We start from the raw sequence: 23,555 nt of genomic DNA, 5'->3' as shown, positions 1-23,555 counted from the left end.
GTGGACCCTATGTGTCTGAAAAGTTGTTCGGGTACACTCGGCGCCTGTAAAACCGACCCTATCGAATTACTTTTCACGTTCTCACGAGGTTTGCCATGGCTGATTACAAAGCGCCGCTGCGTGATATGCGCTTCGTCCTCAACGAAGTTTTTGAGGTCGCCACACTTTGGGCCCAATTGCCGGCATTGGCAGACACTGTCGACGCCGAAACCGTTGAGGCAATCCTCGAAGAAGCCGGTAAAGTCACCGCCAAATCCATCGCCCCGCTCAGCCGCAGCGGCGATGAACAGGGCTGCCGCTGGGCCGACACGGTTGTCAGCACCCCGGCCGGCTTTCCACAGGCCTACACCACCTACGCCGAAGGCGGCTGGGTGGGCGTAGGCGGCGATCCGGCGTTTGGCGGCATGGGCATGCCCAAGGCGGTGTCGGCGCAAGTCGAAGAGATGATCAACTCGTCGAGCCTGGCGTTTGGCCTGTACCCGATGCTGACTTCCGGCGCCTGCGTGTCGATCAACACCCACGCCAGTGAAGCACTCAAGGCCACCTACCTGCCGAATATGTACTCCGGCAAGTGGGCCGGTTCCATGTGCCTGACCGAGGCGCATGCCGGCACCGATCTGGGCATTATCCGCACCAAGGCCGAGCCTCAGGCGGACGGTTCCTACACCATCAGCGGCACCAAGATCTTCATCACCGGCGGCGAACACGACCTCACCGAGAACATCATCCACCTGGTCCTGGCCAAACTGCCGGATGCGCCTGCGGGGCCGAAGGGCATTTCGCTGTTCCTGGTGCCGAAGTTCATGGTCAATGCCGACGGCAGCCTGGGCGCGCGTAACCCGGTGAGCTGCGGTTCCATCGAACACAAGATGGGGATTCAAGCGTCGGCGACCTGTGTGATGAACTTCGACCAAGCCGTGGGTTACCTGGTGGGCGAGCCTAACCGGGGCCTGGCGGCAATGTTCACCATGATGAACTACGAGCGTCTGGGCGTAGGCATCCAGGGCCTGGCGTCCGGTGAGCGGTCCTACCAGAACGCGATTGAATATGCGCGCGACCGCCTGCAGAGCCGTGCGCCGACCGGTGCCCAGGCCAAGGACAAAGTCGCCGACCCGATCATCGTCCACCCCGACGTGCGTCGCATGCTGTTGACCATGAAGGCGTCGAACGAAGGCGGCCGTGCATTCTCCACATATGTGGCGATGCAACTGGATATCGCCAAGTTCAGCGAAGACGCCGCCGCCCGCGAGCGCGCGGATAACCTGGTGGCCTTGCTGACCCCGGTGGCCAAGGCATTCCTCAGCGATCTGGGCCTGGAAACCACGGTACTCGGCCAACAAATCTTTGGCGGCCACGGTTACATCCGCGAGTGGGGCCAGGAGCAATTGGTGCGTGATGTACGCATTACCCAGATCTACGAAGGCACCAACGGCATTCAGGCCCTGGACCTGATGGGACGCAAGATTGTCGGCAGCGGCGGCGCGTTCTACACCCTGTTCGCCGACGAGATCCGCCAGTTCACCGCCACCGCGGGCGCGGAGCTGGCTGAGTTCACCGCGCCGCTCAATGCCGCGGTGGATAGCCTGGATGAGTTGACGGCCTGGGTGCTGGACCGTGCCAAGAGCAACCCGAATGAAATCGGTGCGGCCTCGGTGGAGTATTTGCATGCATTCGGTTACATGGCCTACGCCTACATGTGGGCAAGGATGGCCAAGGCGGCGCTGGGCAAAGAAGCCGAAGAAGGTTTCTACGCCAGCAAGCTGGGCACCGCACGTTTCTACTTTGCCCGTCTGCTGCCGCGTATTCAGTCGTTGAGCGCGTCGGTAAAAGCCGGTAGCGAATCGCTGTTCTTGCTGGATGAGGCCCTGTTCTAAGGGTGTAGAGGCTTTGTAAGCATTCTCTTACATGACGTGCTGCTAATCGTCCTCTATCGCCAAATTGGATCCACGGATAATCTACTTCACATGGACGTCGCGCAGGAAGCGCAAAGCAACAACACGGACACGTAGGATTCTGCCAGGATGGCGGAGTGAAATGGATGTCAGGGAAACAGTCTGCAAAGCCCCGCTTCGGCGGGGTTTTCTTTTGCCCGCGAAAAACTCAGCCCGGCACCTGCGGGGCGTTCATCACGTCCTCCAGCAAGGTGCGCAGCAGCGCCAACGTCGCTTGCTGGCGCTGCACATCGCGGCACACCAACCCGACTTTCAGCGGCACCCTCGGTTCACTCAAGGGTTTCCACAGCAGCGACTGGCTGTTGTGTTGGTCCTGGGAACGTCCCGGCAGCACCGTGGCCAGTTTGGTATGCGGCAGGCTGTCGAGAATCCCCACCATGGTATTCAACTCCGCCTGCACCTGCGGGCGCCGCCCGAGGTTGGATAGCTGGCCCTGCCAGATCTGCCGGATCTGAAACTCCTCCCCGAGCAGCAACATCGGCAACTCGGCCGCTTGTGTCAGGGAGACTTTCTTGAATTCACGCAGGGGGTGATCCTCCGGGATGACCACCTTCAGCTCATCTTCATACAGCAGCACGCCGTGCAACCCCGGCTGGCGGGGCGGCAGGTAACTGATGCCGATGTCCAGCGAGCCATTGAGCAGGCGCCGTTCAATCTCCAGCCCGGTCAGTTCGTAGATTTGCACCACCAGGTGCGGCTGGGCCTTGCGCACACGCTCCAGCATCTGCGGCACCAGGCTGGTGTGTACGGTTTGCAACACACCGATGGCCAAGGTGCGCAATGCCTGGCCCTTGAAGTTGCGCAACGCCTCCACGGCTTGTTGCATGCCATCGATCAACGGCAAGGCGTGGTTGTATAACGTATGGGCCGCGAGGGTCGGCAGCAGGCGCTTGCTGCTGCGTTCGAACAGGCTCACATCGAGGTTTTGTTCGAGCTGGCGGATCTGCTGTGACAGGGCCGGTTGGGAGATCGACAGGCGCTCAGCGGCACGGCCTACGTGGCCTTCCTCATACACCGCGACGAAATAACGCAGTTGCTTAAAATCCATAAGTAATTCTTATCGGAAAAGCTGGAAAATCGAAATGGCCGTTGGCCCCCAAGACGCCTAGTCTAGCGCCTATCCACAAGGCTTACAGGGCCAGATCGGGCGATGATTAGCGTTTATGTTGATGGTGTTTGCATAGGCAAGTCAAAAAACCTCCAGGCAGGTTTTGCGGGGTACACCGACCACGGCATGGTTGCCATGGGAGGAAAAGTGTGAACCTGTTCAATTTGCGCCGCTCGGCGGCCAGTCTGGATGACCTGATCCTGGATGCGTGTGGCGAAGATTTTCCCAGTGGATGCCTGATGCCTACCGTAGCGCGCCCCCCGCAGGTCTTTGTGCGCGGCCAGGGTTCCTGGTTGTGGGACAGCGATGATCGCGCCTATCTGGACTTCAGCCAGGGCTGCGCGGCCAACAGCCTCGGCCACAGCCCGCAGGTATTGATCCGGGCCCTGGCCGATCAGGCCCAGGCGCTGATCAATCCCGGTAACGGCTTGCATAACCGTCCCCAACTCAACCTCGTCGACCGCCTGTGCCACCGCACCGGCAGCGACCAGGCGTATTTGCTCAACAGCGGCGCGGAAGCCTGCGAAGCGGCGATCAAACTGGCGCGCAAGTGGGGCCAGCTGTATCGCGGCGGTGCTCATCGCATCATCAGCGCCAGCAACGGTTGCCATGGGCGCAGCTTCGCGGCGATGTCGGCCTCGGCGAGCAGCCGTGAAAACCGCTTTGAACCGCAACTGCCGGGCTTCAGCCACGTCCCGCTCAACGACCTGGCGGCGCTGCACGCGGCCGTTGATGCGCAAACCGTTGCCATCATGCTCGAGCCGATCCAGAGCGAAGCCGGCGTCATCCCGGCGACCGAGCATTACCTCAAGGGTGTCGAGCGGCTGTGCCGCGAGCTGGGCATTCTGCTGATCCTCGACGAAGTGCAAACCGGCATCGGCCGTTGCGGCACCTTGCTCGCCGAAGAGCAGTACGGTGTACGCGCCGACATCATTGCGCTCGGCAAAGGCCTGGGCGGTGGTGTACCGCTGGCGGCACTGCTGGCGCGTGGCAAGGCTTGTTGCTTTGAAGTCGGTGAGTTGGAAGGCACCCATCATGGCAATGCGCTGATGGCCTGCGCCGGGGGGCGGTGCTCGATGCTGTGCTGGGGCATGGCTTCTTCGAGCATGTGCGTGAGTCTGGTTGTTACCTCGGCGAAGGTCTGGCTCGCCTGGCTTATCGCTATGGCCATGGTCAACTGCGCGGCCACGGCCTGATGTGGGGACTGACGTTATCGGATGATTCTGCGGATGCCGTAGTAAAAGCGGCTCTGGACGAAGGACTGATCCTCAACGCCCCGCAACCCAACTGCCTGCGCTTCACTCCGGCCCTGACGGTGAGCAAAAGCAACATCGACGAAATGCTCCTGCGCCTGGGGCACGCCTTTTCCCGGGTACGCACCGCACAAATGCAATGCCGCAAGGGCATCGCCGTCTGACCCCTTATTCCTGAACCGTCTCGCGGTATACGCGGCGCCCCCAGCTTGTTTTTTTTGGCTGGGGGCGTTTTTTTTTGTGCAGCGAACGACGGTCGCGGTGCCAGATCCTACTGAACCCTCACGAACGTCCAAGGTCGATTAGCTACACGGCTCACACGAGCCGATTTTCAGGAGCTGAACCCATGGACATCATTCGTATCATCATCGCCATTCTGTTGCCGCCACTGGGTGTATTCCTGCAAGTGGGTTTCGCCGGCGCGTTCTGGCTGAATATTCTGCTGACCTTGTGCGGTTACTTCCCAGGCATCATTCACGCGGTGTACATCATCGCCAAACGCTGAGGCTCTCAGCTTTTTGCGATGAGTCGTGAGTTGCGCTCGTTGCGAAAGGCCAGTTGCTCGATGGTCTGGGTGGCGTGTTCGGCCTCTTCCCGTGCTTGAAGGATGATGCCGTGGTGCTCGGACTTGCTGCACACCGGGTCGGCATTGCTCGCATCCCCGGTCAGCATGAACGCCTGGCAGCGGCAGCCGCCGAAGTCCTTTTCCTTTTCATCGCATGAACGGCACGGCTCGGGCATCCAGTCGTAGCCGCGAAAGCGGTTGAAGCCGAAAGAGTCGTACCAGATGTGCTGCATGCTGTGGTCGCGCACGTTGGGAAACTGCACCGGCATCTGTCGGGCACCGTGGCAGGGCAGGGCGGTACCGTCCGGGGTTACGGTCAGAAAGATGCTGCCCCAGCCGTTCATGCAGGCTTTCGGGCGTTCTTCGTAGTAATCCGGGGTGACGAAAATCAGCTTGCACGGGTGCCCTTCGGCTTCGAGCTTGGCGCGGTATTCGTTGGTGATGCGTTCGGCGCGCACCAACTGTTCCTGTGTCGGCAACAACCCCACGCGATTGAGCTGCGCCCAGCCATAGAACTGGCAGGTGGCGAGTTCGACAAAATCCGCTTCCAGCGCAATGCACAGCTCGATGATGCGGTCGATCTTGTCGATATTGTGCCGATGGGTGACGAAGTTCAGCACCATCGGATAGCCGTGGGCCTTCACTGCGCGGGCCATTTCCAGCTTTTGCGCGAAGGCCTTTTTCGAGCCGGCCAGCAGGTTGTTCACCTGTTCGTCGCTGGCCTGGAAGCTGATCTGGATATGGTCCAGGCCGGCCTTCTTGAAGTCGCTGATCTTCTGCTCGGTCAGGCCGATGCCGGAGGTGATCAGGTTGGTGTAGAAGCCCAGCTTGCGCGCTTCGGCGATCAGTTCGGCGAGATCCTGGCGCACCAGCGGTTCGCCGCCGGAAAAGCCCAACTGCGCGGCGCCCATCTCACGGGCTTCGCGAAACACCTTGAACCACTGCTCGGTGCTCAGCTCCTTGCCCTGCTCGGCGAAATCCAGCGGGTTGGAGCAATACGGGCACTGCAGCGGGCAGCGATAGGTCAACTCAGCGAGCAGCCACAAGGGCAGGCCGATGGCTGGTTTTTCAGGCAAGGGTGATCCAGTGCTCGGCACGGGCGACCTCCATGAATTGCTCTACATCATTGCCCAGCTCAGGCACACCGGGAAATTGTTTATCCAGCTCATCGATGATCGTGGCGACGTCGCGCTCGCCGTCGATCAGTCCACCGATCAAGGCGGCACTTTCATTGAGCTTGATCATGCCCTCGGGGTAGAGCAGTACATGGCCTTTTTGCGCGGGCTCGTACTGGTAGCGATAACCCTGGCGCCAGGTCGGTTTCTTGCTGCGATCAAAGCTCATAGGGCGATCCCTTTATGCCAGACGCGCTGCGTGGTCACGCTGTGATAGGGCGGGCGTTTCAATTCGTAGGCCATGCTCATGGCATCGAGCATGCTCCACAGGATGTCCAGTTTGAACTGCAGAATTTCCAGCATGCGCTCCTGGCCTTCGCGGGTGGTGTAGTGCTGCAGGGTGATCGCCAGGCCGTGTTCCACATCGCGGCGGGCCTGGCCCAGGCGGGTGCGGAAATACTCATAGCCGGTGGGGTCGATCCACGGGTAATGCTGCGGCCAGCTGTCGAGGCGCGATTGGTGGATCTGCGGCGCGAACAGTTCGGTCAGCGAGCTGCTGGCGGCTTCCTGCCAGCAGGCGCGGCGGGCGAAGTTGACGTAGGCGTCCACCGCAAAGCGCACGCCGGGCAACACCAGCTCCTGGGAGCGCAGTTGGTCCGGGTCGAGGCCGACGGCCTGGCCCAGGCGCAGCCAGGCTTCGATGCCGCCGTCTTCGCCGGGGGCGCCGTCGTGGTCGAGCAGGCGCTGAATCCACTCGCGGCGGATTTCACGGTCCGGGCAGTTGGCCAGGATCGCGGCGTCCTTCAGCGGGATGTTCACTTGATAGTAGAAGCGGTTGGCGACCCAGCCCTGGATCTGCTCGCGGGTGGCGCGGCCTTCATACATCGCCACGTGGTACGGGTGATGGATATGGTAGAAGGCGCCCTTGGCCCGCAGGGCTTTTTCAAATGCATCGGTGCTCATCGGTATATCAGTCATATGGGTCTCCTGTGGGAGCGAGCTTGCTCGCGAAGGTCGTTAACGGTGACGCGTGCACCCTGAATATCTGCGGTGTTTTTGCGTTTTTCGCGAGCAAGCTCGCTCCTACAGTTCAATGCTCATGCCGTCGTAGGCCACTTCGACATTGCGCCGCACCAGCTCGGCCCGCTCGGGAGAATCTTCATCGAGGATCGGGTTGGTGTTGTTGATGTGGATAAGTACCTTGCGCTGCTTCGGCAGGTGTTCCAGCACTTCGAGCATGCCGCCGGGGCCGTTCTGCGCCAGGTGGCCCATCTCGCGGCCAGTGCGGGTGCCGACGCCACGGCGCTGCATTTCATCATCGTCCCACATCGTGCCGTCCACCAGCAGGCAGTCGCTGCCGGCCATGATTTCCAGCAATGGCGCGTCCACCTTGCCCAGCCCTGGGGCGTAGAACAGTTTGCCGCCGGTGCGCAGGTCTTCGACGATCAGGCCGATATTGTCGCCGGGGTGCGGGTCGAAGCGGTGCGGCGAATACGGTGGCGCGGCACTGCGCAGCGGCAGCGGGGTGAAACGCAGGTTGGGGCAGGCCGGGATGGTGAAGCTGGCGTCCAGCTCGATGCGGTTCCAGGCCAGGCCGCCATTCCAGTGGGTGAGCATGGTGAACAGCGGGAAACCGCTGCTGAGGTCTTCATGGACCATGTCGGTACACCACACCTGGTGCGGGCAGCCTTCGCGCAGGCTCAGCAGGCCAGTGGTGTGGTCGATCTGGCTGTCCATCAGGATGATCGCGCTGATGCCGGTGTCGCGCAGGGCGCGGCCGGGTTGCATCGGCGCGAAGCCCTGCAGTTGTGCGCGGATATCCGGCGAGGCATTGCACAGCACCCAGTTCACGCCATCGTCGGAAATCGCGATGGATGACTGGGTACGCGCCTGCGCTCGCAGGCTGCCATCACGAAAGCCTGCGCAGTTCGCGCAGTTGCAGTTCCACTGCGGGAAGCCGCCGCCGGCGGCGGAACCTAGAATCTGGACAAACATGGCCGCTCCATCAAACAAAGCTGAAAACAAAAACGCCCCGGACGAGCCGAGGCGTTGTCTTACCCAGCCAATCAGCGGCTGGCGAAGTACATAGTCACTTCGAAACCGATGCGCAGATCAGTGTAAGCAGGTTTGGACCAAGTCATATTCTTACTCCTACGAAGGGATGGGACGTTTACTACCAAGTAATACATATAGTCCACCTCCAGTCGGAGATGTTCAGATGTGTGCCTATGAATATTACGCATTTTTTTCCAAGTTAGCGCTGTCTTGGTGGAAAAAGCCTATTGCGGCAGCGGCAACGATCAGTCTGCCGATTGCCAGTCACCGCCGCTGCGCGGGCCGTTGGCGATGCAGCGCCAGCCGCCCGCGGCGTCCTGCACCTGTTGGGCGGCGCGCTGCAGATCCGCGTGCGTCAGGGCTTGGATCTGGTGTTGAAGCAGCGCCAGATACTCTGCTGGATGGCCGGCCAGGCGCGCCTGCCACAACAGTTCGGCGGCCTGGGCGAGGGGCAGCGACTGCGCCGTGAACTGTTGCGCCAGCGCTGGGTGGCCGAGGTCGTCGCTGGCGTCGATCAATGCCGGTAATTGCGCGAGGAAGGTGCGCAGGTGCTGCATGATGCCCTCAAGGGAAACGCTGGGCGACTGCACGCCAAACAGCAGGCCGGTTTGCCCATTGATCTGTCGGATACCGCTGAACACCGCGTAGCCGATTTGCAGCTCTACCCGCAGGCGTTGGTAGAACGGCCCTTGGAGCAGGTGCGCCAGCAGGCGCCATGCGGCTTCATCTGCCAGGGAGCGCGTCGGCGTCGGGCAGAACAACAGCAAGGCCGCATCGTGGGCATCGGTGTGGACCTCATGCCATAGACGCTGGCCGTTGAGGCTGGGGCATTCGGATTCAAGAATGGCCGGTTGCCCGGGCAAGCGGGTGGCGGCGGATCTGAGCGCCGCTTCGCAGTGGGCGGGCAGCCCAATGCCCAGGCCTTCCCAGCGTGCGTGGGTCCACGACAGCGAGGGCGCAGGCGGGTTTGGTCGAACGCCGACACAGCACGCCGGCAGCGCCTTGAGCAATTGCCGGATGGCAATCGGCGGTGTACCAGCAGTGGCGTGTTGCCGATCCTCCTCAAGCAGGTTCAGGCTGCGCGCGAGTTCATCGAGTATCGCTGGCATGGGTTGGTGAAGACCGACCATCTTCACCAGCCAGTCATTGCCGATCGCGTCGAAGGATAAGTCGACGCCGGCCTGGCGGGCATTTTCGCGCAACGGTGCCAGGGTGTTTTCCAGCGTCGATGGGAGCGCGCAATCCAGCCGCCAGCGCAGGTAGAGCGCGCCTTCCTCATAGGCATCGGCCAACGCCGGGCTGAACGACAACGCCGACAGCTCTCGCCGCCCTCGGGAACGGTCCTGGGCAAAGGTGCGCAGGCCCCGGTGGGCGCTGGTCTGGCCGCGAATCAGGCCGGCGCGTTCGTCCTTCACGGGTGGGCGCAGGAACGGGTTGTTGGGCGGCAGTTGCCACGCATGTCGGCAGGCTTGCAGCGGCAGGGCGTCGAGCAGGGTCTTGAGGGCGGCAACGTGCTGCTCCGACACCAGCGCTTCGAGTTCTTCGCTGTCATGCCGCGCCAACGCGAGGGCGCCTTGGACCTGCTGTTGGCGTGCGTTGAGCAGGGCGAATTCCTCGCGCAGAGATGTCCAGTCGCTGTGTGCGAAAAAGCTCAGCCAGTCGTACAACAACGCTTCGATCTGTGTCGCCGCGTCGCTTTGAGTTCCGAGGGTAAAGTCGAGATCCAGCAGCGCTTGCCCGGCGAAATGGTAGAGCACGGAGGCCTGCACGGTGCTCGCCAATTGCCGCGCTTGCAGTTCCGCGCGCAACCCGCCGGGCGCCGAGGCGTTGAGCCAGAAACAGAGGAAATCCAGGGCTTCCCTGGGGGCGTCGACGCTGATGACGTGATGCAGATGGCCGTCGGCGCTGTGTTGGAAATGCTGTGTATGAGCGGGCATCAGTGCTGGCGGGGCCGCCTGCGGGTGTCGCGGGCCGGCGCGCAGTTGCTCACTGAAGCGCCGCGCCAGGCGTTCCAGTTCTGCCAGCGGTTGTGGGCCGGCCAGACTCAAGGTCATTTGCCCCGACTGATAGAAGTGCTGGTGGAAATCCCGCAATGCTTGCTGAAACGCCTGACGTTCCACCGGCAGGCTGTCGCGATTGCCCGCATGGAAGCCGCGCAGCGGATGATCGGCCGCCAGGCCCTCCAGCAGCGCGACCTGTTGTTGTGCGTTGGCGTCCTGGGACCAGGCGATGAATTCCGCGTGCAGCACTTCGCGCTCGCGCAGTTGATCGTCCAGCGCCAGGCGCGGATGGGTCAGCAGATCGGCCAGGCGTTCGAGCCCATCGGCAAAGGTCGACAACGGCAGTTCAACGAAGAAATCCGTGGTGCGCTCGCGGGTGCTGGCATTGACCTGGCCACCGTGGCGCTGCACGTAGGTCATCAGCCCTTCATCGCTCGGAAAACGCTCAGTGCCAAGAAACAACAGATGTTCCAGAAAGTGCGCCAGGCCGGGCCACGCCAACGGCACGTCATGGCTGCCGGCCGCCACCCGCAAAACAGCGGCGCAACGCTTTAAACGCGGGGCATGGCGCAGGGAAACCCGCAGGCCGTTGGCCAGGGTCAGGTGAAGGTGATGGGGCTGGGCCGGCGCAGGCATGGGCACTTCCGATACGAGGGAAGTGCCTATGCTAGCAAACCCTCCAGATCAGGGCTTGTGCAGCGTGCCGTACAGTTCGGGGCGGCGGTCTTGCAGGTAGTCATTGGCGGCGCGGGCATCGAGAATCGATTGGTGTTCCAGCGTGCCAACGATCAAGGCTTCATCCAGGCCGGCCTGGGCGATTCGCTGCCCATCCGGCGCGGCGATGCTGCTTTGCCCGCAATACTGAATCTCGCCTTCGTGCCCGCAGTAATTGGCGTACGCCACGTAGCACCGGTTCTCGAAGGCCCGCGCCCGCACGGTGACGTCGGCGACAAAGTCGAACGGCACCATATTCGCGGTGGGCACCACGATCAGATCGGCGCCGGCCAGGGCCAGGCGCCGCGTGTTTTCCGGGAACTCCAGGTCGTAACAGATCAGCACGCCCAGTTTCCAGCCGTTGAGTTCCACCAGCGGAAAATCATCGCCGCCGGCACTGAACATCGAATGATCGAGGTCGCCGAACAGGTGCGTCTTGCGGTAGTTGCACAGGCGCTGGCCGTGGGCGTCGATCAACTGCACGGCGTTATAGATCTGCCCGTTCGCGGCGCGCTCCGGGTAGCCGTACAGGATTGCCAGCCCGGCACTTCGCGCCAGTTCGGCAATCGTTCGCGCCGACTCGCCATCCTGCGCCTCGGCCAATGCGCCGACAGCTTCGGCACCGATGTTGTAGCCGGTGAGGAACATCTCCGGCAGCACCAGCAGGTCGGCGCCGGATGCCTCATGCGCGAGTTGATGCAGGCGCTCGAGGTTGCCGGCCACGTCCAGCGGCAGCGGCGGGCATTGGTACAGGGCGACACGCATGGCTTGGCTCCTTAATCGGCCAGGGCAATTGGCCCGATTTCATCGAACACATCACCCGGCCCCGGGTTCTCTGGGTGAGTGTGGCCGCCGAAGTGGGTCATGATGCCCCACACCGCGTTCAATGAGGTTTGCACCGCGCCTTCGACCCAGGCCGGTGTCCAGGATACGTCATCGCCGGCGATAAAAATCCCACGTTGCTCGGCGGGCATGTCCTTCTGCATGAAGTGCGCGTACATCCGCTGGTTGTAGCGATAGTGACCGGGCAACGCACCTTTGAAGGCCCCGAGGAAATGCGGGTCGGCTTCCCAGGACACGGTGATCGGGTCGCCGATGATGCGCGCCTTGATGTCGACTTTCGGGTAGATCTTGTTCAGTGCGTCGAGGGCCAGCTTCACGCGTTTATCGATGGGCTGCGGGAGCATTTTCAGCGCATCGCTCATCCACGAGTACGACAGGCAGATCACGCCCGGCTTGTCGTCGCCGTTGTCGAACAGGTAAGTGCCACGGGTCAGGCGATCGGTGAGGGTCATGCTCATCAGGTCGCGGCCGGTTTGCGGGTCTTTGTCTTTCCAGAACGGGCGGTCGACCATCACGAAGGTCTTCGACGATTGCATGTAGCGGGTGCGGTCCAGGGCCATCCACATCTTTTGCGAGAACAGGGTTTCGTCGCATTCGATCTGGGTGGTCAGCAGCCAGCTTTGGCAGGTGGTCAGCACGGCGGCGTATTCGCGGGTATCGCCGTAGTTGTCGGTCACGGCGAAACGGCCGCTGGGCGCGTGGGCAATGCGCTTGACCCCGGCCCGTGGCGCGCCGCTGTGCAGCGAACTCAGGCTGGTGCCCGCCGGCCAGTGGGCGCAGCGCTCCGGCACATGGCGCCAGATACCCATGGGCACCTGCGCCACGCCGCCGACCACCAGGTGTTGATGGTCGTCGCAGTTGGTCATCACCACGCGGAAGATTTCCAGCATGGAGTTGGGGAAGTCCGAATCCCAGCCACCGGTGCCGAAGCCGACCTGGCCAAACACTTCGCGGTGATGGAAGGACAGCTTGGCAAAGGCCTTGGAGGTGGCGACGAAGTCGTAGAAGGTGCGGTCGTCCCACAGCGGCACGAGTTTGTTCCACAGCGCCTTGAGGCGCGGCACATCGCGGTCGCGGATGGCTTGCTGGATATCGCCGAACTGCGAGCCGGCTTCCAGGGCGTCGGCCCACGCGTCAGCCACTTCCTGGAACAGCGCAGGCAAGTCGGACAGTTTTTGTGCGTAGTGGGTCTGGCCTTCCAGGTCGATGACCGTGCTGCCGGAAGCCGGCGTCAGCGGGTTGGGGAAGGGTTTGGTGTCCAGGCCGAGCTTGTCGACATAGTGGTAGAACGCGGTGGACGACACCGGGAAACGCATGCCGCCCAACTCGGCGATGATCCCTTCGGCGCCTTCAAACGCCTGGGAGCGCAAACGGCCGCCCATCTTCGAGGCCTCGTACACCACGGGCTTGAGGCCCAGCTTCATCAGTTCGTAGGCGGCCACCAGGCCGGCGATCCCGGCGCCGACGATCGCCACTTCGGCGCCGTGGTTGGCGGCCGGAATACTGCCCAGGCCGGCGGGGTGTTCGATCCAGTCATCAAACGCAAAGGGGAAATCCGGGCCGAAGATGGTGATCGGTTTTTTACCGTCGGCGGGGTGGCGATTGGTCTTGCTGATGCTGCTGGACGGAATGCTCATGGCTGACCTTACTAGCGGCTCGCGGGACGTGCCCGCTGAGTATAGGAAAAGATGGCAGCCAGTTTAGGGAGCGTAGCGTTCGTTAATAAGACGCAAAGTGTCGTCGAATTGAATTGTTTTCAGTCAAAGTGACGAGATTGGCGGTCAGATTGGTTGTCTGCGATCGAGTTTGTTGCTGAGGATGATCGACGTGGTGGTTTTTTCCACGCCGTCGACGCTGCCGATCTGGTCCAGCAATTGATCGAGCTGTTCTGGCGAATCGGTGCGCAGCCATGCCACGTAATCGAACTCGCCGCTCACCGCGCACAGTTGCTGAACCTGGGCCATGGCGCTGAGCTTGCGCAGCACGTCCTTGCCCGAGCGCGCCTGCACGGTGATGCCGACATACGCCTGCAGCCCGCCATCCACCACACGCTGGCCGAGGCGCACGCCATAACCGGTAATCACCTGGGTTTTCTCCAGGCGAGCCAGGCGCGACGTCACCGTAGTGCGCGCAATGCCGAGTTGCCGTGCCAGCATGGCGACGCTTTCACGGGCATTGATCTGCAACGCGGCGATCAGTTGGCGGTCGATTTCATCGAGGACAGGCAAGGGCAGCTCCGGTGCGGACGGATAGGGGGCATATGTTACAGGCTTGCGTCAGCCAACAGACAGCGGGCAAACAGTTGCGGCACGGGCAGGTTGCGGTGGTTGTAGCGACTGAGCAGGATGATCTCCCGGTAAAAGGTCAGATGGCCTAGCGGGATAATTCGTACCTGGGGCGAGCGTTCGAGCCACAGCCCCGCCTGAGGAATCAGCGACACCCCCAGGCCACACTCGACCATCTTGACGATGGCTTCCAGCTCATCCAACTCTAGCGCCACCTGCACCTCGAGTTTCTGCTCGCGCAGAAACCGGCTGACCAATCGACCGCCAAACGACGCCCGGTCGTAGCGCACATGGGGCTGGCTGCCGAGCAACTGCAAGGGGTCATCGCCTGCCAGTGCATGCGGCACGATCAGCGCAAAAGGCTCCTTGCGCAGCACCTGTACGTGCAGCTCCTTAGGCAAGTCAAAAGGCGGTCGAATGATAATCGCCGAGTCCAACTCGCCGGCGTCCACCTGGCTCAGTAATTCCAGGGACACGCCGGGCACCAACTTGCATTCCACGGTCGGCGCGGCCTGACGTAACCGGACCAGGGCCTGGGGCAACAACCCGGTCTGCGCAGTGCCGATCGCCCCGACTTTCAGCTCGCCCCGGTATTCATTGGCATCCACCGGCACTGCCATGCGGTTGAACGTCTCCAGAATCTCCTTGGCCAGCGGCAAGGCGCGAACGCCTGCGGCATTCAGCGTAGCCTGGCGCCCGGTGCGGTCGAACAACGGCACCCCGAGCGCCTGCTCCAGTTGACGAATCTGCGCACTGACCGCCGATTGCGTCAGCCCGATATGCATGCCCGTCGCGGCGAACGTACCGTGGCGCGTTACCGCGATAAAGGTCTTCAATTCACGCAGCATGGGCGCCTCAACTCATCGAAATTATTTGAGCTCGGCGCAAAAACTATCGTCTTTTCATCGCCAGCAGCAAGGCTAAACTCAAGCCTCTCCACGATCCGCAGAGGTTTGACCTGATGACACTGGCACCTTTTCACTTGGCCATTCCGGTATTCGACCTGGCTGCTGCCCGGCATTTCTACGCTGACGTGTTCGGCCTGCAAGAGGGGCGTTCCAGCGACCACTCGGTCGACTTCAACTTCTTCGGCCATCAACTGGTGATTCATGAACACCCCAAAACAGCCTCCCAGGCTGCGGCGCACACCAACGCAGTCGACGGCCACGACGTCCCCGTGCCGCATTTCGGCGTGGTATTGAGCTGGGACGACTGGCATGCCCTGGCGGCGCGCTTGCAGGCACGGCAGACCGCGTTCGTGCTGGAACCGCACATTCGCTTCAAAGGCCAAGTGGGGGAGCAGGCGACACTGTTTTTGTTTGACCCCTGCGGTAACGCGTTGGAGTTCAAAGCGTTCCGGGATATTGGGCAGTTGTTTGCGACGTGAGCCTGAGGGCGAGGGCGCTGGCTAAAACGGCAGCGACAGACACACAAAAGCCGCGCAATGCGCGGCTTTGGAGTTGGTGGGCCCACACGGACTTGAACCGTGGACCAAAGGATTATGAGTCCTCTGCTCTGACCAACTGAGCTATAGGCCCTTAACAGGTCGCGGATTATAGCGATGGTTTCTCCGCTGTGCTATCCGAAAAATCCTGAACCCTCATACGAAGAAACGTCGCGGCAAAAAGCTCCGGGGGCAGGGGCAGGCTGACGATGTAGCCTTGCATCTGTTCGCAGCCCTCGGCGGCGAGGAAGGTTTGTTGGGCGGGGGTCTCTACGCCTTCGGCGATGATGGTGAATTGCATGCTGTGGCCCAGGGCAATGATGGCGCGCACGATCGCCACGTCGTGGGGGTCGTCGGGCAGGCCGCGGATGAAGGATTGGTCGATTTTCAGGAAGTCCAGGGGCAGGCGCTTGAGGTAGCTGAGGGATGAATAGCCGGTGCCGAAATCATCGATCGCCAGTTGTACGCCCAGGCGTTTGAGTTGGTGCAGCACGTCCAGCGCTTCTTCGGCCTGGCTCATGATGAAGTTTTCGGTGATCTCCAGTTGCAGGCAGCCGGGTTCGAGACGGTAATCGCGCAGTAGCTGTTCGATGCGTGACAGCAGGTTGGGCTGGCGCAGTTGTGCGCCGGCGAGGTTGACTGACAGCGGGCCGAAGTGATCGAAGACGGTTTGCCAGGCGTGCATTTGTTGGCAGGCCTGCTCCAGGACCCAATCGCCGATCTGCAGGATCATGCCGTTCTCTTCGGCCAGGGCGATGAAGTGTTCGGGCGGTACGTCGCCGAAGGTCGGGTGGTGCCAGCGGATCAGCGCTTCGGCGCCGATCAGTTCCTGGGTCTCCAGGCTCCGTTTGGGTTGGTAATACAGGCTCAGCTCATCGCGTTCGATGGCCCGGCGCAGTTCATGTTCCAGCGCCACGCGTTCTTTGGCCTGGGCGGTCAGGTCGCGGGTGTAGCCTTCGACGCGGTTGCGGCCCTTGGCCTTGGAGCGGTACATCGCGGCGTCGGCGTTTTTGACCAGGGTGGCGACGTCCATGCCGTCCTGGGGGTACAGGCTGGTGCCGATGCTGGCGCTGATAAAAAACTCGTGCTCACCCGCCTGGAACGGCGGGGTGAAGCAGGCCAGCAGTTTATTGGCCAGGTGCTGGGCGTCGCTGGCTTGCTGCAGGCCGGGCAGGAGGATGATGAATTCGTCGCCGCCCAGGCGGGCGACGGTGTCGATGTCGCGCAGTTGCTCCTTGAGGCGCACGGCGATGTTCTGGAGCAGCAGATCGCCGATCGGGTGGCCGAGGCTGTCGTTGATGTGTTTGAAGCGATCCAGGTCGAGGAACAGCACGGCGCCCTGGTGGCCGCTCTCCTGTTGATTGTTGAGCGCGGCCTGTAGCCGGTTTTCAAACAGGGTGCGGTTGGGCAGGCCGGTCAGCGGGTCGTGATGGGCCTGGTAGTCGAGGCGGGCCTGGGCGTGTTTGAGGCTGGAGATGTCGGCAAACACCGCGACGAAGTGCGTGATCGCCTGGTCGCGGTTGCGCACGGCGCTGATGGTCAGCCAACTGGGGTAGACCTCGCCATTCTTGCGACGGTTGGAGATCTCGCCCTGCCAATGCCCGTGAGTGGTCAACTGGTGCCACATCGCGGCATAGAATGCGCTGTCATGCAGGCCGGAGGCGAGCAGGCGCGGGGTGTGGCCGAGGGCTTCGGCTTCGCTGTAGCCGGTGATCTCGCTGAAGGCGCGGTTCACGGCGCTGATGTTTTGCCGGGTGTCGGTGATCAACACGCCTTCGGCGGTGCTTTCGAAGACGGTAGCGGCCTGTTGCAGTTTTTCCTGCATCTGTTGGCGCTCGGTAATGTCCCGGGCGATGGTCAGCATGCAGTCGTCATCGCCGATGGGCAGCGGGCGGCTGGACAACTCGCACAGCCGGATCTGCCCGTCGCTGCGGCGGATATGGCAGATGAAATCGCGGACAAACCCATCGCGTTGCAGCAGCTCCAGCATGTGTTTGCGTTCGTTGAGGTCGACCCAGATGCCCAGGTCCAGGGTTGACTGGTCGAGGGAACTCACGCTGGCGATGCCGGTAATGCGGCTGAACCCTTCGTTGACCTCGATCAGTTGGCCATCGCTCTGACGGCTCAAAAGCAAACCGTCGGGCGAGGCATGGAAGGCCTTGGCGAATTTCTCTTCGGAGGTTTGCAGCTGTTGCTGGGTTTCCTTGAGCTGGGTGATGTCTCGCACCACAATTACCAGGGCTTCGGTCGTGTCGAGTTGGAACGGTTCGGCGGAAATCAGCCCGGTAAAGGCTTGGCCGTTGCTGCGCAGAAAGCGCATTTCCAGGTTGCGGATGCTGGTGGTCTGCAGCCGTTGCAGCAGGTCCGGGCCGATGCCCGGGATACCCCAGATATTCAGCGAAGTAGCGGTTTTACCGATCACGTCTTCGGCCTTCAGGCCCACCTGGTCCTCAAACGCTTTGTTGACCTCCAACAGGCAGCCGTCGGACATTCGTGCGATCACCAGAATGTCTGGGCACTGTTGGAACACCGAGGCAAATTTTTGCTCGGACAATTGCAGCGCCTCTTCCGTGCGCTTGGCGTCACTGATGTCGATCATCAAGCCACGGAGTACCGGTTCATGGCCGTGTTCGATCAGGCTGACAATGTCGCGTACCCACAGGCAACGGCCGTCGGCGGTGATCACCCGGTAATCGACGCTGTGATCACGGTTGGCGCGGGTTTCGCGGTAGCAATAGGCTTCGGTGCGCGTCAGGTCGGCGGGGTGAATGATGCTGCGCCAGAAGCCTGGAATCAGCCAATGGGCGCGGGGGTAACCGAGCAGTTCTTCGGCATGCGGCGACACGTAACTGTAGGTGAAATCGCTAATGCTGGCTTCCCAGGCGATGGCGGACAAGCTCTCCACCAGGCCGCGATAGTGATATTCGCTGCTGCGCAATTCCTGCTCGAGGGCGACGCGGCGGGAAATTTCCGAACTGAGCCGACGATTGATCCGAATCACGACGACCAATACGCTGCTCAGCAGCAGTACCGTGGGCAGGCCATACGTCAGCAGATCCGTCCAGAACGTGCGGTGATCGGTGAGGCTGCCGACCCAGTGTCGCTGGATCGCTTGCGTTTCGTCCGGGCTGAGGTCGGCGAGGACCTTGTCCAGAATCCCTACCAGCATTTTGTTTTCACGAGGCACGCCCATCGCCAGTTGGTAGCGGTAGGGCGTTTCACCGCTGACGTACAAGCCATCGAGCTTGAGTTGGCGCAGGCTCCATACGCTCGAAGCCAGGTCGCCGACTACTGCGTCCACTTCATCGGTGGCCAGCGCCTGCAGGGTCGAGCTGACATTCGGCAAGGCCACCAGGTTGAGGTCGGGGTGGTGGGTGCGCAGCAATTCATGGGGCGCGTAGTTTTCCACCACGGCAATCTTCAACCCATAGAGGTCCTTCAGGTTGTGCGGTTGCGCACCGCCTTCATGGGCGAGGATGACGATGGGGAAGTCCAGATAAGGCCGCGTGAACGCCATGTAGGCCTGGCGCTCGGGGGTGGACATGATGCCCGGCAGCAGGTCGAGCTGGTTGTTGCGGGCCTGTTCGAGGACGGCGCTCCAGTTCACCGGCTCGATCAGCTTGATCCTGACGCCCAGGCGGTCTTGGATCAGGCGCACGTAATCCGCCGCCAAGCCTTGGTAGCGTCCGTTCTCGTCGCGGTATTCGAAGGGCGGCCAGGAGGCATCCACCCCCAGGCGCAGCTCCTGATGGTCCGCCAACCAGCCACGCTCATCCTCCGTGAGAGTCAAGGCGCCAGCCGTTGCGGTCCAGGTCAGCAGCGACAGCAAAAGCACGGTCGGCAATCTGGGCATAACGGTCTCGTTATGGCACGGGGAATGTTTCGAGTGTAGACGGGCATTGCGGGGGAGGGAGGGCGCAGCGGTGAATCTATAAAAAGTAATCGGTAGAAAGCAAAACCCCCGGCCTGGGCCGGGGGTTCTGGGATCACTCGTCGAGGAAGGAGCGCAGATGCTCGCTTCGCGTCGGGTGACGCAACTTGCGCAGCGCCTTGGCTTCGATCTGACGGATCCGCTCGCGGGTCACGTCAAACTGTTTACCGACTTCCTCAAGGGTGTGGTCGGTATTCATGTCGATGCCGAAACGCATGCGCAGTACCTTGGCTTCACGGGCAGTGAGGCCGGACAGTACGTCGCGGGTCGCTTCTTTAAGGCTCTCAACGGTGGCTACATCGATTGGCGACTGCATGGTCGAGTCTTCGATGAAGTCGCCCAGATGGGAGTCTTCGTCATCACCGATCGGGGTTTCCATGGAGATCGGCTCTTTAGCGATCTTCAATACCTTGCGGATTTTATCCTCAGGCATTTCCATGCGTTCGCCCAGCTCTTCCGGGGTCGGTTCGCGACCCATTTCCTGCAACATCTGCCGGGAAATACGGTTGAGCTTGTTGATCGTCTCGATCATGTGCACCGGAATACGGATGGTGCGGGCCTGGTCGGCGATCGAGCGAGTGATCGCCTGACGGATCCACCAGGTGGCATAAGTCGAGAACTTGTAGCCGCGACGGTATTCGAACTTGTCCACCGCCTTCATCAAGCCGATGTTGCCTTCCTGGATCAGATCGAGGAATTGCAGGCCACGGTTGGTGTACTTCTTGGCAATGGAGATCACCAGACGCAAGTTCGCTTCAACCATCTCTTTCTTCGCGCGGCGGGCCTTGGCCTCACCGATCGACATGCGACGGTTGATGTCCTTGATCTCGGCAATCGTCAGACCGGTTTCGGTCTGAAGTGCGGTCAGCTTCTGCTGGCAACGAATGATATCGGGCTGCAGGCGACCAATGGCTTCGGCGTATTTCGCCTTGCCCTTGGCCAGAGCGTCGGTCCAGCTTTCGTCAACTTCGTTGCCCGGGAACTGGCGCAGGAAGTCGGTACGCGGCATGCGCGCATCACGCACACAGAGCTGCATGATCGCCCGCTCTTGTGCGCGCAGACGCTCAAGGGCGCTGCGAACACGCTCGACCAGGCCTTCGAATTGCTTCGGCACCAGCTTGATCGGCATGAACAGCTCAGCCAGCGCCACCAGCTCGGCAATTGCCAGCTTGTTGGAGCGACCGTGCTTTTTCAGGGCCTTGCGGGTGATTTCCATTTGATCGGAAACCGCACCGAAACGCTGGGCAGCGATGATTGGGTCTGGACCGCTTTCGACTTCATCTTCGTCGTCGGTGCTGGCTTCGGCATCGTCGTCTTCGGCATCGTCGTCCGCTTTCACGGCTTTCGGGTCGACAGGCGGCGGCACTTCGGCAGCAGGTGGCGCAATGCCGTCGTCCGGGTCGATATAACCGCTCAGGACGTCGGACAGGCGGCCACCTTCGGTGGTGACGCGAGTGTACTCGGAGAGAATGTGGTCAACCGTGCCAGGGAAGTGCGCAATTGCGCCCATCACTTCACGGATACCCTCTTCAATACGCTTGGCGATTTCGATTTCGCCTTCGCGTGTCAGCAACTCGACGGTACCCATTTCACGCATATACATGCGTACAGGGTCAGTCGTGCGACCGATGTCGGTCTCCACCGCGGCCAACGCGGCAGCGGCTTCTTCAGCGGCTGCCTCGTCGGTATCGGCGTCGGCCAACATAAGGGCGTCCGCATCCGGAGCACTCTCGTGTACGGGGATCCCCATGTCGTTGATCATGCGGATGATGTCTTCCACCTGCTCTGGATCTGAAATATCCTCAGGCAGGTGATCGTTGACCTCTGCGTAAGTCAGATACTTCTGCTCACGACCCAGGGTGATCAACTCTTTGATACGAGACTGCTGTTGCGCTTTTCCGGACATAACACCCTATCCACTGAAGGTCTTGGCGGGCAAAAAACAAGCCGAGGATTATACCCGAGCTATGACCTCACGCGCCAGCTGAGGTCGGGTTTGATGCGGAAACATTCTGTTTTAAGAGGTCACGCATCTGTTTTGCTATCTGAATTTGCTCTTCAGCCGATAATCCCGGCTGCCTCGCTCTCTTGATGAGTTCATCGAGGGTCTGCGTGTGCTGACCCGCGGATAACCTAGTAATGGTGTCTAAAAACTGTTGTTCAAGGTTATCGCCGTCAATTAGCCACTCCTTTTCCGCGAGTGCTTTCAACAACCGCCCTTGTTCGGTGCCATGCCAGCGAGCCATCAGCTGAATGGAGTTTAGCTTAGGATTTTTCTGCACCGCCTCGATCAGCGCGATCAGTACCTGGGCATAGGTATTGCTCTCGTTGGCAAAGTGCTCGGCACTCTCGACCTTGCCCGCCAATTGCGGATGGTGGATGAGCGTGCGCAGGGCAATCAGCGTCGGCGCCTCTACGGCCACCGGGGTGCGCGGGGCGTAGGCCTCGTCGCGGTCACCACGCTTGCCGTTTTTGTTCCAGGGCTTCTTGTCCCATTTCTTGCCGCCGGCGCCGGGCTTTTTCGGTGTCCACTCCTGCTGGGGCGTGTAGGCCTCCTGCGGTTGGTGGAAGTCGGAATAGTCCGGCATGGCGTCGTAATCCATGCCTGGGTCGTAGGCCGGCGGCGCATCTTGCGGTGCGCTGTGGACCAGCTGGCTGACCGCTTCGCCGCTCAGTCCGGTGATTTCCAGCAGGCGTTGACGCATCAGGGTGCGCAGGTTCGCGCCCGGCACTTTGTCGATCAGCGGCGCTGCGAGGGTGGCCATGTGCGCCTTGCCTTCGAGGGAGCGCGGGTCGGCTTCTTCGGTCAGTTGCTGGAAGAAATAGTCCGCCAGCGGCTGCGCATGCTGGTTGATGCGCGCGCGGAAGGCGTCGGTGCCTTCGGAGCGGACCAGGGTGTCCGGGTCTTCGCCTTCGGGCAGGAACAAGAAGCGTGCGCGGCGCCCGTCCTGCAGGCACGGCAGCGTGGCTTCGAGGGCGCGCCAGGCGGCGTTGCGGCCGGCCTGGTCGCCGTCGAAGCAGAACAGCACGCTGGGCACTACGCGGAACAGGCGCTTCAAGTGTTCTTCGCTGGTGGCGGTGCCCAGGGTCGCCACGGCATTGCGCAGGCCTTGCTGGGCGAGGGCGATCACGTCCATATAGCCTTCAACCACGATGATTTCGTCGAGGTTGCGGTTGTTCTTGCGCGCTTCGAACAGGCCGTAGAGTTCCTGGCCCTTGTGAAACACTGCGGTTTCCGGCGAGTTGAGGTACTTGGGCTTGTCGTCCCCGAGCACCCGGCCGCCGAAGGCGATGATCCGGCCACGGCTGTCGCGGATCGGGAACATCACGCGGTCGCGGAAGCGGTCGTAGCGCTTGCCGGTCTCGGCGTTTTCCACCAGCAGGCCGGCGTCGATCATGGCTTTTTGCTGGAGGGTGTCGCTGCTCAGGTGTTTGTACAGGTTATCCCAGCCCGGCGGGGCGAAGCCCAGGCCGAAGTCGCGGGCGATTTCGCCGGTGAGGCCGCGCCCCTTGAGGTAGTCGACGGCGGCTTTGCGCTGCGGATGGCTCTTGAGCGCCTGGCGATAAAAGTCGGCGGCGGCGGTCAGCAGCGGGTACAGCGGCGAATCGGTGGGTTGCCGCGGTTTGTGCGGGCGGCCGCTTTCTTCGCGGGGGATTTCCATGCCGGCGGCTTTGGCCAGTTCCTCGACGGCCTGGGGGAAGTCCAGGTTGTCGTGGTCCATGATAAAGCCGAGGGCGTTGCCGCCCGCGCCGCAGCCGAAGCAGTAGTAGAACTGCTTGTCGGGGCTGACGCTGAACGACGGGGTCTTTTCCTTGTGGAACGGGCAGCAGGCGGTGTAGTTCTTGCCCGCCTTCTTCATTTGCAGGCGCGAGCTGACCACATCGACGATGTCGGTGCGGTTCAGAAGGTCGTCAATAAAGCTCTGGGGAATCAGCCCGGCCATGGCGTTCTCGTCATCACTGCGTGGAAATGAGGGCCCGTGAAGTGCTCAAGCGCACGTATCGTATGGCTCGACCATCAATCGTCTGCTTGGGCTGTCAGGAAGTGTATCTGCCGAACATCCACTGACGTTAATTTCTACTCAGTCTGTTCGGCGAAGAAATGTTGCCCCGGCGTCCGGTCTTGGCCAATGGCGGGCCTCGGAAGCGCATCGATGGGCACAGCCGACACAGTCGATCGTCTGCTTGAAGAAATAAGTGTGCTCGTCAGTAGCCTTGTTAGACTCGTCAGAAGAGACGCGCACCGCTGGCAGAAGAGCCAGTCCTGACGTGTGAAGCAGTGTCTCGGTC

The 23,555-nt window shown here is 61.6% G+C and carries 17 protein-coding genes, 1 tRNA gene and 1 pseudogene; 4 read left to right on the top strand and 15 right to left on the bottom strand.

The features are described from left to right. The first annotated feature begins 95 nt into the window (after positions 1 to 95). Positions 96 to 1,874 (top strand): acyl-CoA dehydrogenase C-terminal domain-containing protein, encoded by a 1,779-nt coding sequence (locus tag RGV59_RS02895; RefSeq protein WP_046489107.1) that lies wholly within the window; start codon positions 96 to 98, stop codon positions 1,872 to 1,874. Between the two features lie 226 nt (positions 1,875 to 2,100). Here RGV59_RS02895 and RGV59_RS02890 read toward each other — a convergent pair whose 3' ends face one another. Next, positions 2,101 to 3,000, bottom strand: a complete 900-nt coding sequence (locus RGV59_RS02890) for a LysR family transcriptional regulator (protein WP_017847836.1) — start codon at positions 2,998 to 3,000, stop codon at positions 2,101 to 2,103. 209 nt (positions 3,001 to 3,209) lie between these two features. Between RGV59_RS02890 and RGV59_RS02885 the strand changes: the two are divergent. Together RGV59_RS02885 and RGV59_RS02880 are read left to right on the top strand one after the other, a co-directional pair. Beyond that, positions 3,210 to 4,477: pseudogene (locus RGV59_RS02885) on the top strand (aspartate aminotransferase family protein). A gap of 182 nt (positions 4,478 to 4,659) precedes the next feature. Further along, on the top strand, positions 4,660 to 4,818 hold the full coding sequence (locus RGV59_RS02880; protein ID WP_010207008.1) for a YqaE/Pmp3 family membrane protein: 159 nt from the start codon (positions 4,660 to 4,662) through the stop codon (positions 4,816 to 4,818). Positions 4,819 to 4,823: 5 nt separating this feature from the next. On the opposite strand, the gene pqqE is transcribed toward RGV59_RS02880, so the two are convergent. The 10 genes from pqqE to RGV59_RS02830 form a co-directional block, all read right to left on the bottom strand. After that, the gene (gene pqqE / locus RGV59_RS02875; protein WP_017847834.1) at positions 4,824 to 5,954 is read right to left on the bottom strand and encodes a pyrroloquinoline quinone biosynthesis protein PqqE; all 1,131 of its coding nucleotides are present in this window, start codon (positions 5,952 to 5,954) and stop codon (positions 4,824 to 4,826) included. Further along, entirely contained in the window at positions 5,947 to 6,222 is a 276-nt protein-coding gene (pqqD, locus tag RGV59_RS02870; RefSeq protein ID WP_046489112.1) for a pyrroloquinoline quinone biosynthesis peptide chaperone PqqD, read from the bottom strand. The genes pqqE and pqqD overlap by 8 nt, the downstream gene beginning before the upstream one ends. Beyond that, positions 6,219 to 6,971 (bottom strand): pyrroloquinoline-quinone synthase PqqC, encoded by a 753-nt coding sequence (gene pqqC, locus RGV59_RS02865; protein ID WP_017847832.1) that lies wholly within the window; start codon positions 6,969 to 6,971, stop codon positions 6,219 to 6,221. Before pqqC ends, pqqD begins: the two co-directional genes overlap by 4 nt. Positions 6,972 to 7,076: 105 nt before the next feature. Next, a complete protein-coding gene (pqqB, locus tag RGV59_RS02860) occupies positions 7,077 to 7,988 on the bottom strand; it encodes a pyrroloquinoline quinone biosynthesis protein PqqB (protein WP_017847831.1) in 912 nt (303 codons plus the stop codon). Between the two features lie 71 nt (positions 7,989 to 8,059). After that, complete coding sequence (pqqA, locus tag RGV59_RS02855) at positions 8,060 to 8,134, bottom strand: pyrroloquinoline quinone precursor peptide PqqA (protein WP_003194766.1); 75 nt, start codon at positions 8,132 to 8,134, stop codon at positions 8,060 to 8,062. A 159-nt stretch (positions 8,135 to 8,293) separates the two neighbouring features. Next, positions 8,294 to 10,684, bottom strand: a complete 2,391-nt coding sequence (pqqF, locus tag RGV59_RS02850) for a pyrroloquinoline quinone biosynthesis protein PqqF (RefSeq protein ID WP_046489115.1) — start codon at positions 10,682 to 10,684, stop codon at positions 8,294 to 8,296. A gap of 48 nt (positions 10,685 to 10,732) precedes the next feature. Further along, positions 10,733 to 11,527, bottom strand: coding sequence for a carbon-nitrogen hydrolase family protein (locus tag RGV59_RS02845; RefSeq protein WP_017847829.1), 795 nt, complete (start codon positions 11,525 to 11,527; stop codon positions 10,733 to 10,735). 11 nt (positions 11,528 to 11,538) lie between these two features. Then, on the bottom strand, positions 11,539 to 13,221 hold the full coding sequence (locus RGV59_RS02840; RefSeq protein ID WP_046489182.1) for a flavin monoamine oxidase family protein: 1,683 nt from the start codon (positions 13,219 to 13,221) through the stop codon (positions 11,539 to 11,541). Positions 13,222 to 13,386: 165 nt separating this feature from the next. After that, complete coding sequence (locus RGV59_RS02835; protein ID WP_017847827.1) at positions 13,387 to 13,833, bottom strand: Lrp/AsnC family transcriptional regulator; 447 nt, start codon at positions 13,831 to 13,833, stop codon at positions 13,387 to 13,389. A 35-nt stretch (positions 13,834 to 13,868) separates the two neighbouring features. Next, positions 13,869 to 14,738, bottom strand: a complete 870-nt coding sequence (locus RGV59_RS02830) for a LysR family transcriptional regulator (protein WP_046489117.1) — start codon at positions 14,736 to 14,738, stop codon at positions 13,869 to 13,871. A gap of 113 nt (positions 14,739 to 14,851) precedes the next feature. On the opposite strand from RGV59_RS02830, the gene RGV59_RS02825 reads away from it, so the two are divergent. Then, positions 14,852 to 15,277, top strand: coding sequence for a VOC family protein (locus RGV59_RS02825; protein WP_046489119.1), 426 nt, complete (start codon positions 14,852 to 14,854; stop codon positions 15,275 to 15,277). Between the two features lie 74 nt (positions 15,278 to 15,351). On the opposite strand, the gene RGV59_RS02820 is transcribed toward RGV59_RS02825, so the two are convergent. The 4 genes from RGV59_RS02820 to dnaG form a co-directional block, all read right to left on the bottom strand. Continuing rightward, positions 15,352 to 15,428 (bottom strand) — tRNA-Ile (locus RGV59_RS02820). Positions 15,429 to 15,443: 15 nt separating this feature from the next. Then, positions 15,444 to 19,187 carry an EAL domain-containing protein gene (locus tag RGV59_RS02815; RefSeq protein WP_046381851.1) on the bottom strand — a complete coding sequence of 1,248 codons (3,744 nt, stop codon included), beginning with the start codon at positions 19,185 to 19,187 and terminating at the stop codon, positions 15,444 to 15,446. 133 nt (positions 19,188 to 19,320) lie between these two features. Then, entirely contained in the window at positions 19,321 to 21,171 is a 1,851-nt protein-coding gene (rpoD, locus tag RGV59_RS02810) for an RNA polymerase sigma factor RpoD (protein ID WP_017847823.1), read from the bottom strand. A 67-nt stretch (positions 21,172 to 21,238) separates the two neighbouring features. Further along, complete coding sequence (dnaG, locus tag RGV59_RS02805; RefSeq protein WP_017847822.1) at positions 21,239 to 23,209, bottom strand: DNA primase; 1,971 nt, start codon at positions 23,207 to 23,209, stop codon at positions 21,239 to 21,241. Positions 23,210 to 23,555 lie beyond the last annotated feature (346 nt).

This window comes from Pseudomonas sp. FG1 (assembly GCF_034313875.1).
In the GTDB taxonomy this organism is placed as follows: domain Bacteria; phylum Pseudomonadota; class Gammaproteobacteria; order Pseudomonadales; family Pseudomonadaceae; genus Aquipseudomonas; species Aquipseudomonas veronii.
The sequence above is the reverse complement of the archived record's forward strand: the minus strand, read 5'-3'. Positions and strand labels throughout refer to the sequence as shown.

What these genes read in the sequence shown, in the direction of transcription:
- RGV59_RS02895 (WP_046489107.1), top strand. Translation starts at nt 96, where the DNA reads ATGGCTGATTACAAAGCGCCGCTGCGTGATATGCGCTTCGTCCTCAAC.
- RGV59_RS02890 (WP_017847836.1), bottom strand. Translation starts at nt 3,000, where the DNA reads ATGGATTTTAAGCAACTGCGTTATTTCGTCGCGGTGTATGAGGAAGGC.
- RGV59_RS02880 (WP_010207008.1), top strand. Translation starts at nt 4,660, where the DNA reads ATGGACATCATTCGTATCATCATCGCCATTCTGTTGCCGCCACTGGGT.
- pqqD (WP_046489112.1), bottom strand. Translation starts at nt 6,222, where the DNA reads ATGAGCTTTGATCGCAGCAAGAAACCGACCTGGCGCCAGGGTTATCGC.
- pqqC (WP_017847832.1), bottom strand. Translation starts at nt 6,971, where the DNA reads ATGACTGATATACCGATGAGCACCGATGCATTTGAAAAAGCCCTGCGG.
- pqqB (WP_017847831.1), bottom strand. Translation starts at nt 7,988, where the DNA reads ATGTTTGTCCAGATTCTAGGTTCCGCCGCCGGCGGCGGCTTCCCGCAG.
- pqqF (WP_046489115.1), bottom strand. Translation starts at nt 10,684, where the DNA reads ATGCCTGCGCCGGCCCAGCCCCATCACCTTCACCTGACCCTGGCCAAC.
- RGV59_RS02845 (WP_017847829.1), bottom strand. Translation starts at nt 11,527, where the DNA reads ATGCGTGTCGCCCTGTACCAATGCCCGCCGCTGCCGCTGGACGTGGCC.
- RGV59_RS02830 (WP_046489117.1), bottom strand. Translation starts at nt 14,738, where the DNA reads ATGCTGCGTGAATTGAAGACCTTTATCGCGGTAACGCGCCACGGTACG.
- RGV59_RS02825 (WP_046489119.1), top strand. Translation starts at nt 14,852, where the DNA reads ATGACACTGGCACCTTTTCACTTGGCCATTCCGGTATTCGACCTGGCT.
- RGV59_RS02815 (WP_046381851.1), bottom strand. Translation starts at nt 19,187, where the DNA reads ATGCCCAGATTGCCGACCGTGCTTTTGCTGTCGCTGCTGACCTGGACC.
- rpoD (WP_017847823.1), bottom strand. Translation starts at nt 21,171, where the DNA reads ATGTCCGGAAAAGCGCAACAGCAGTCTCGTATCAAAGAGTTGATCACC.
- dnaG (WP_017847822.1), bottom strand. Translation starts at nt 23,209, where the DNA reads ATGGCCGGGCTGATTCCCCAGAGCTTTATTGACGACCTTCTGAACCGC.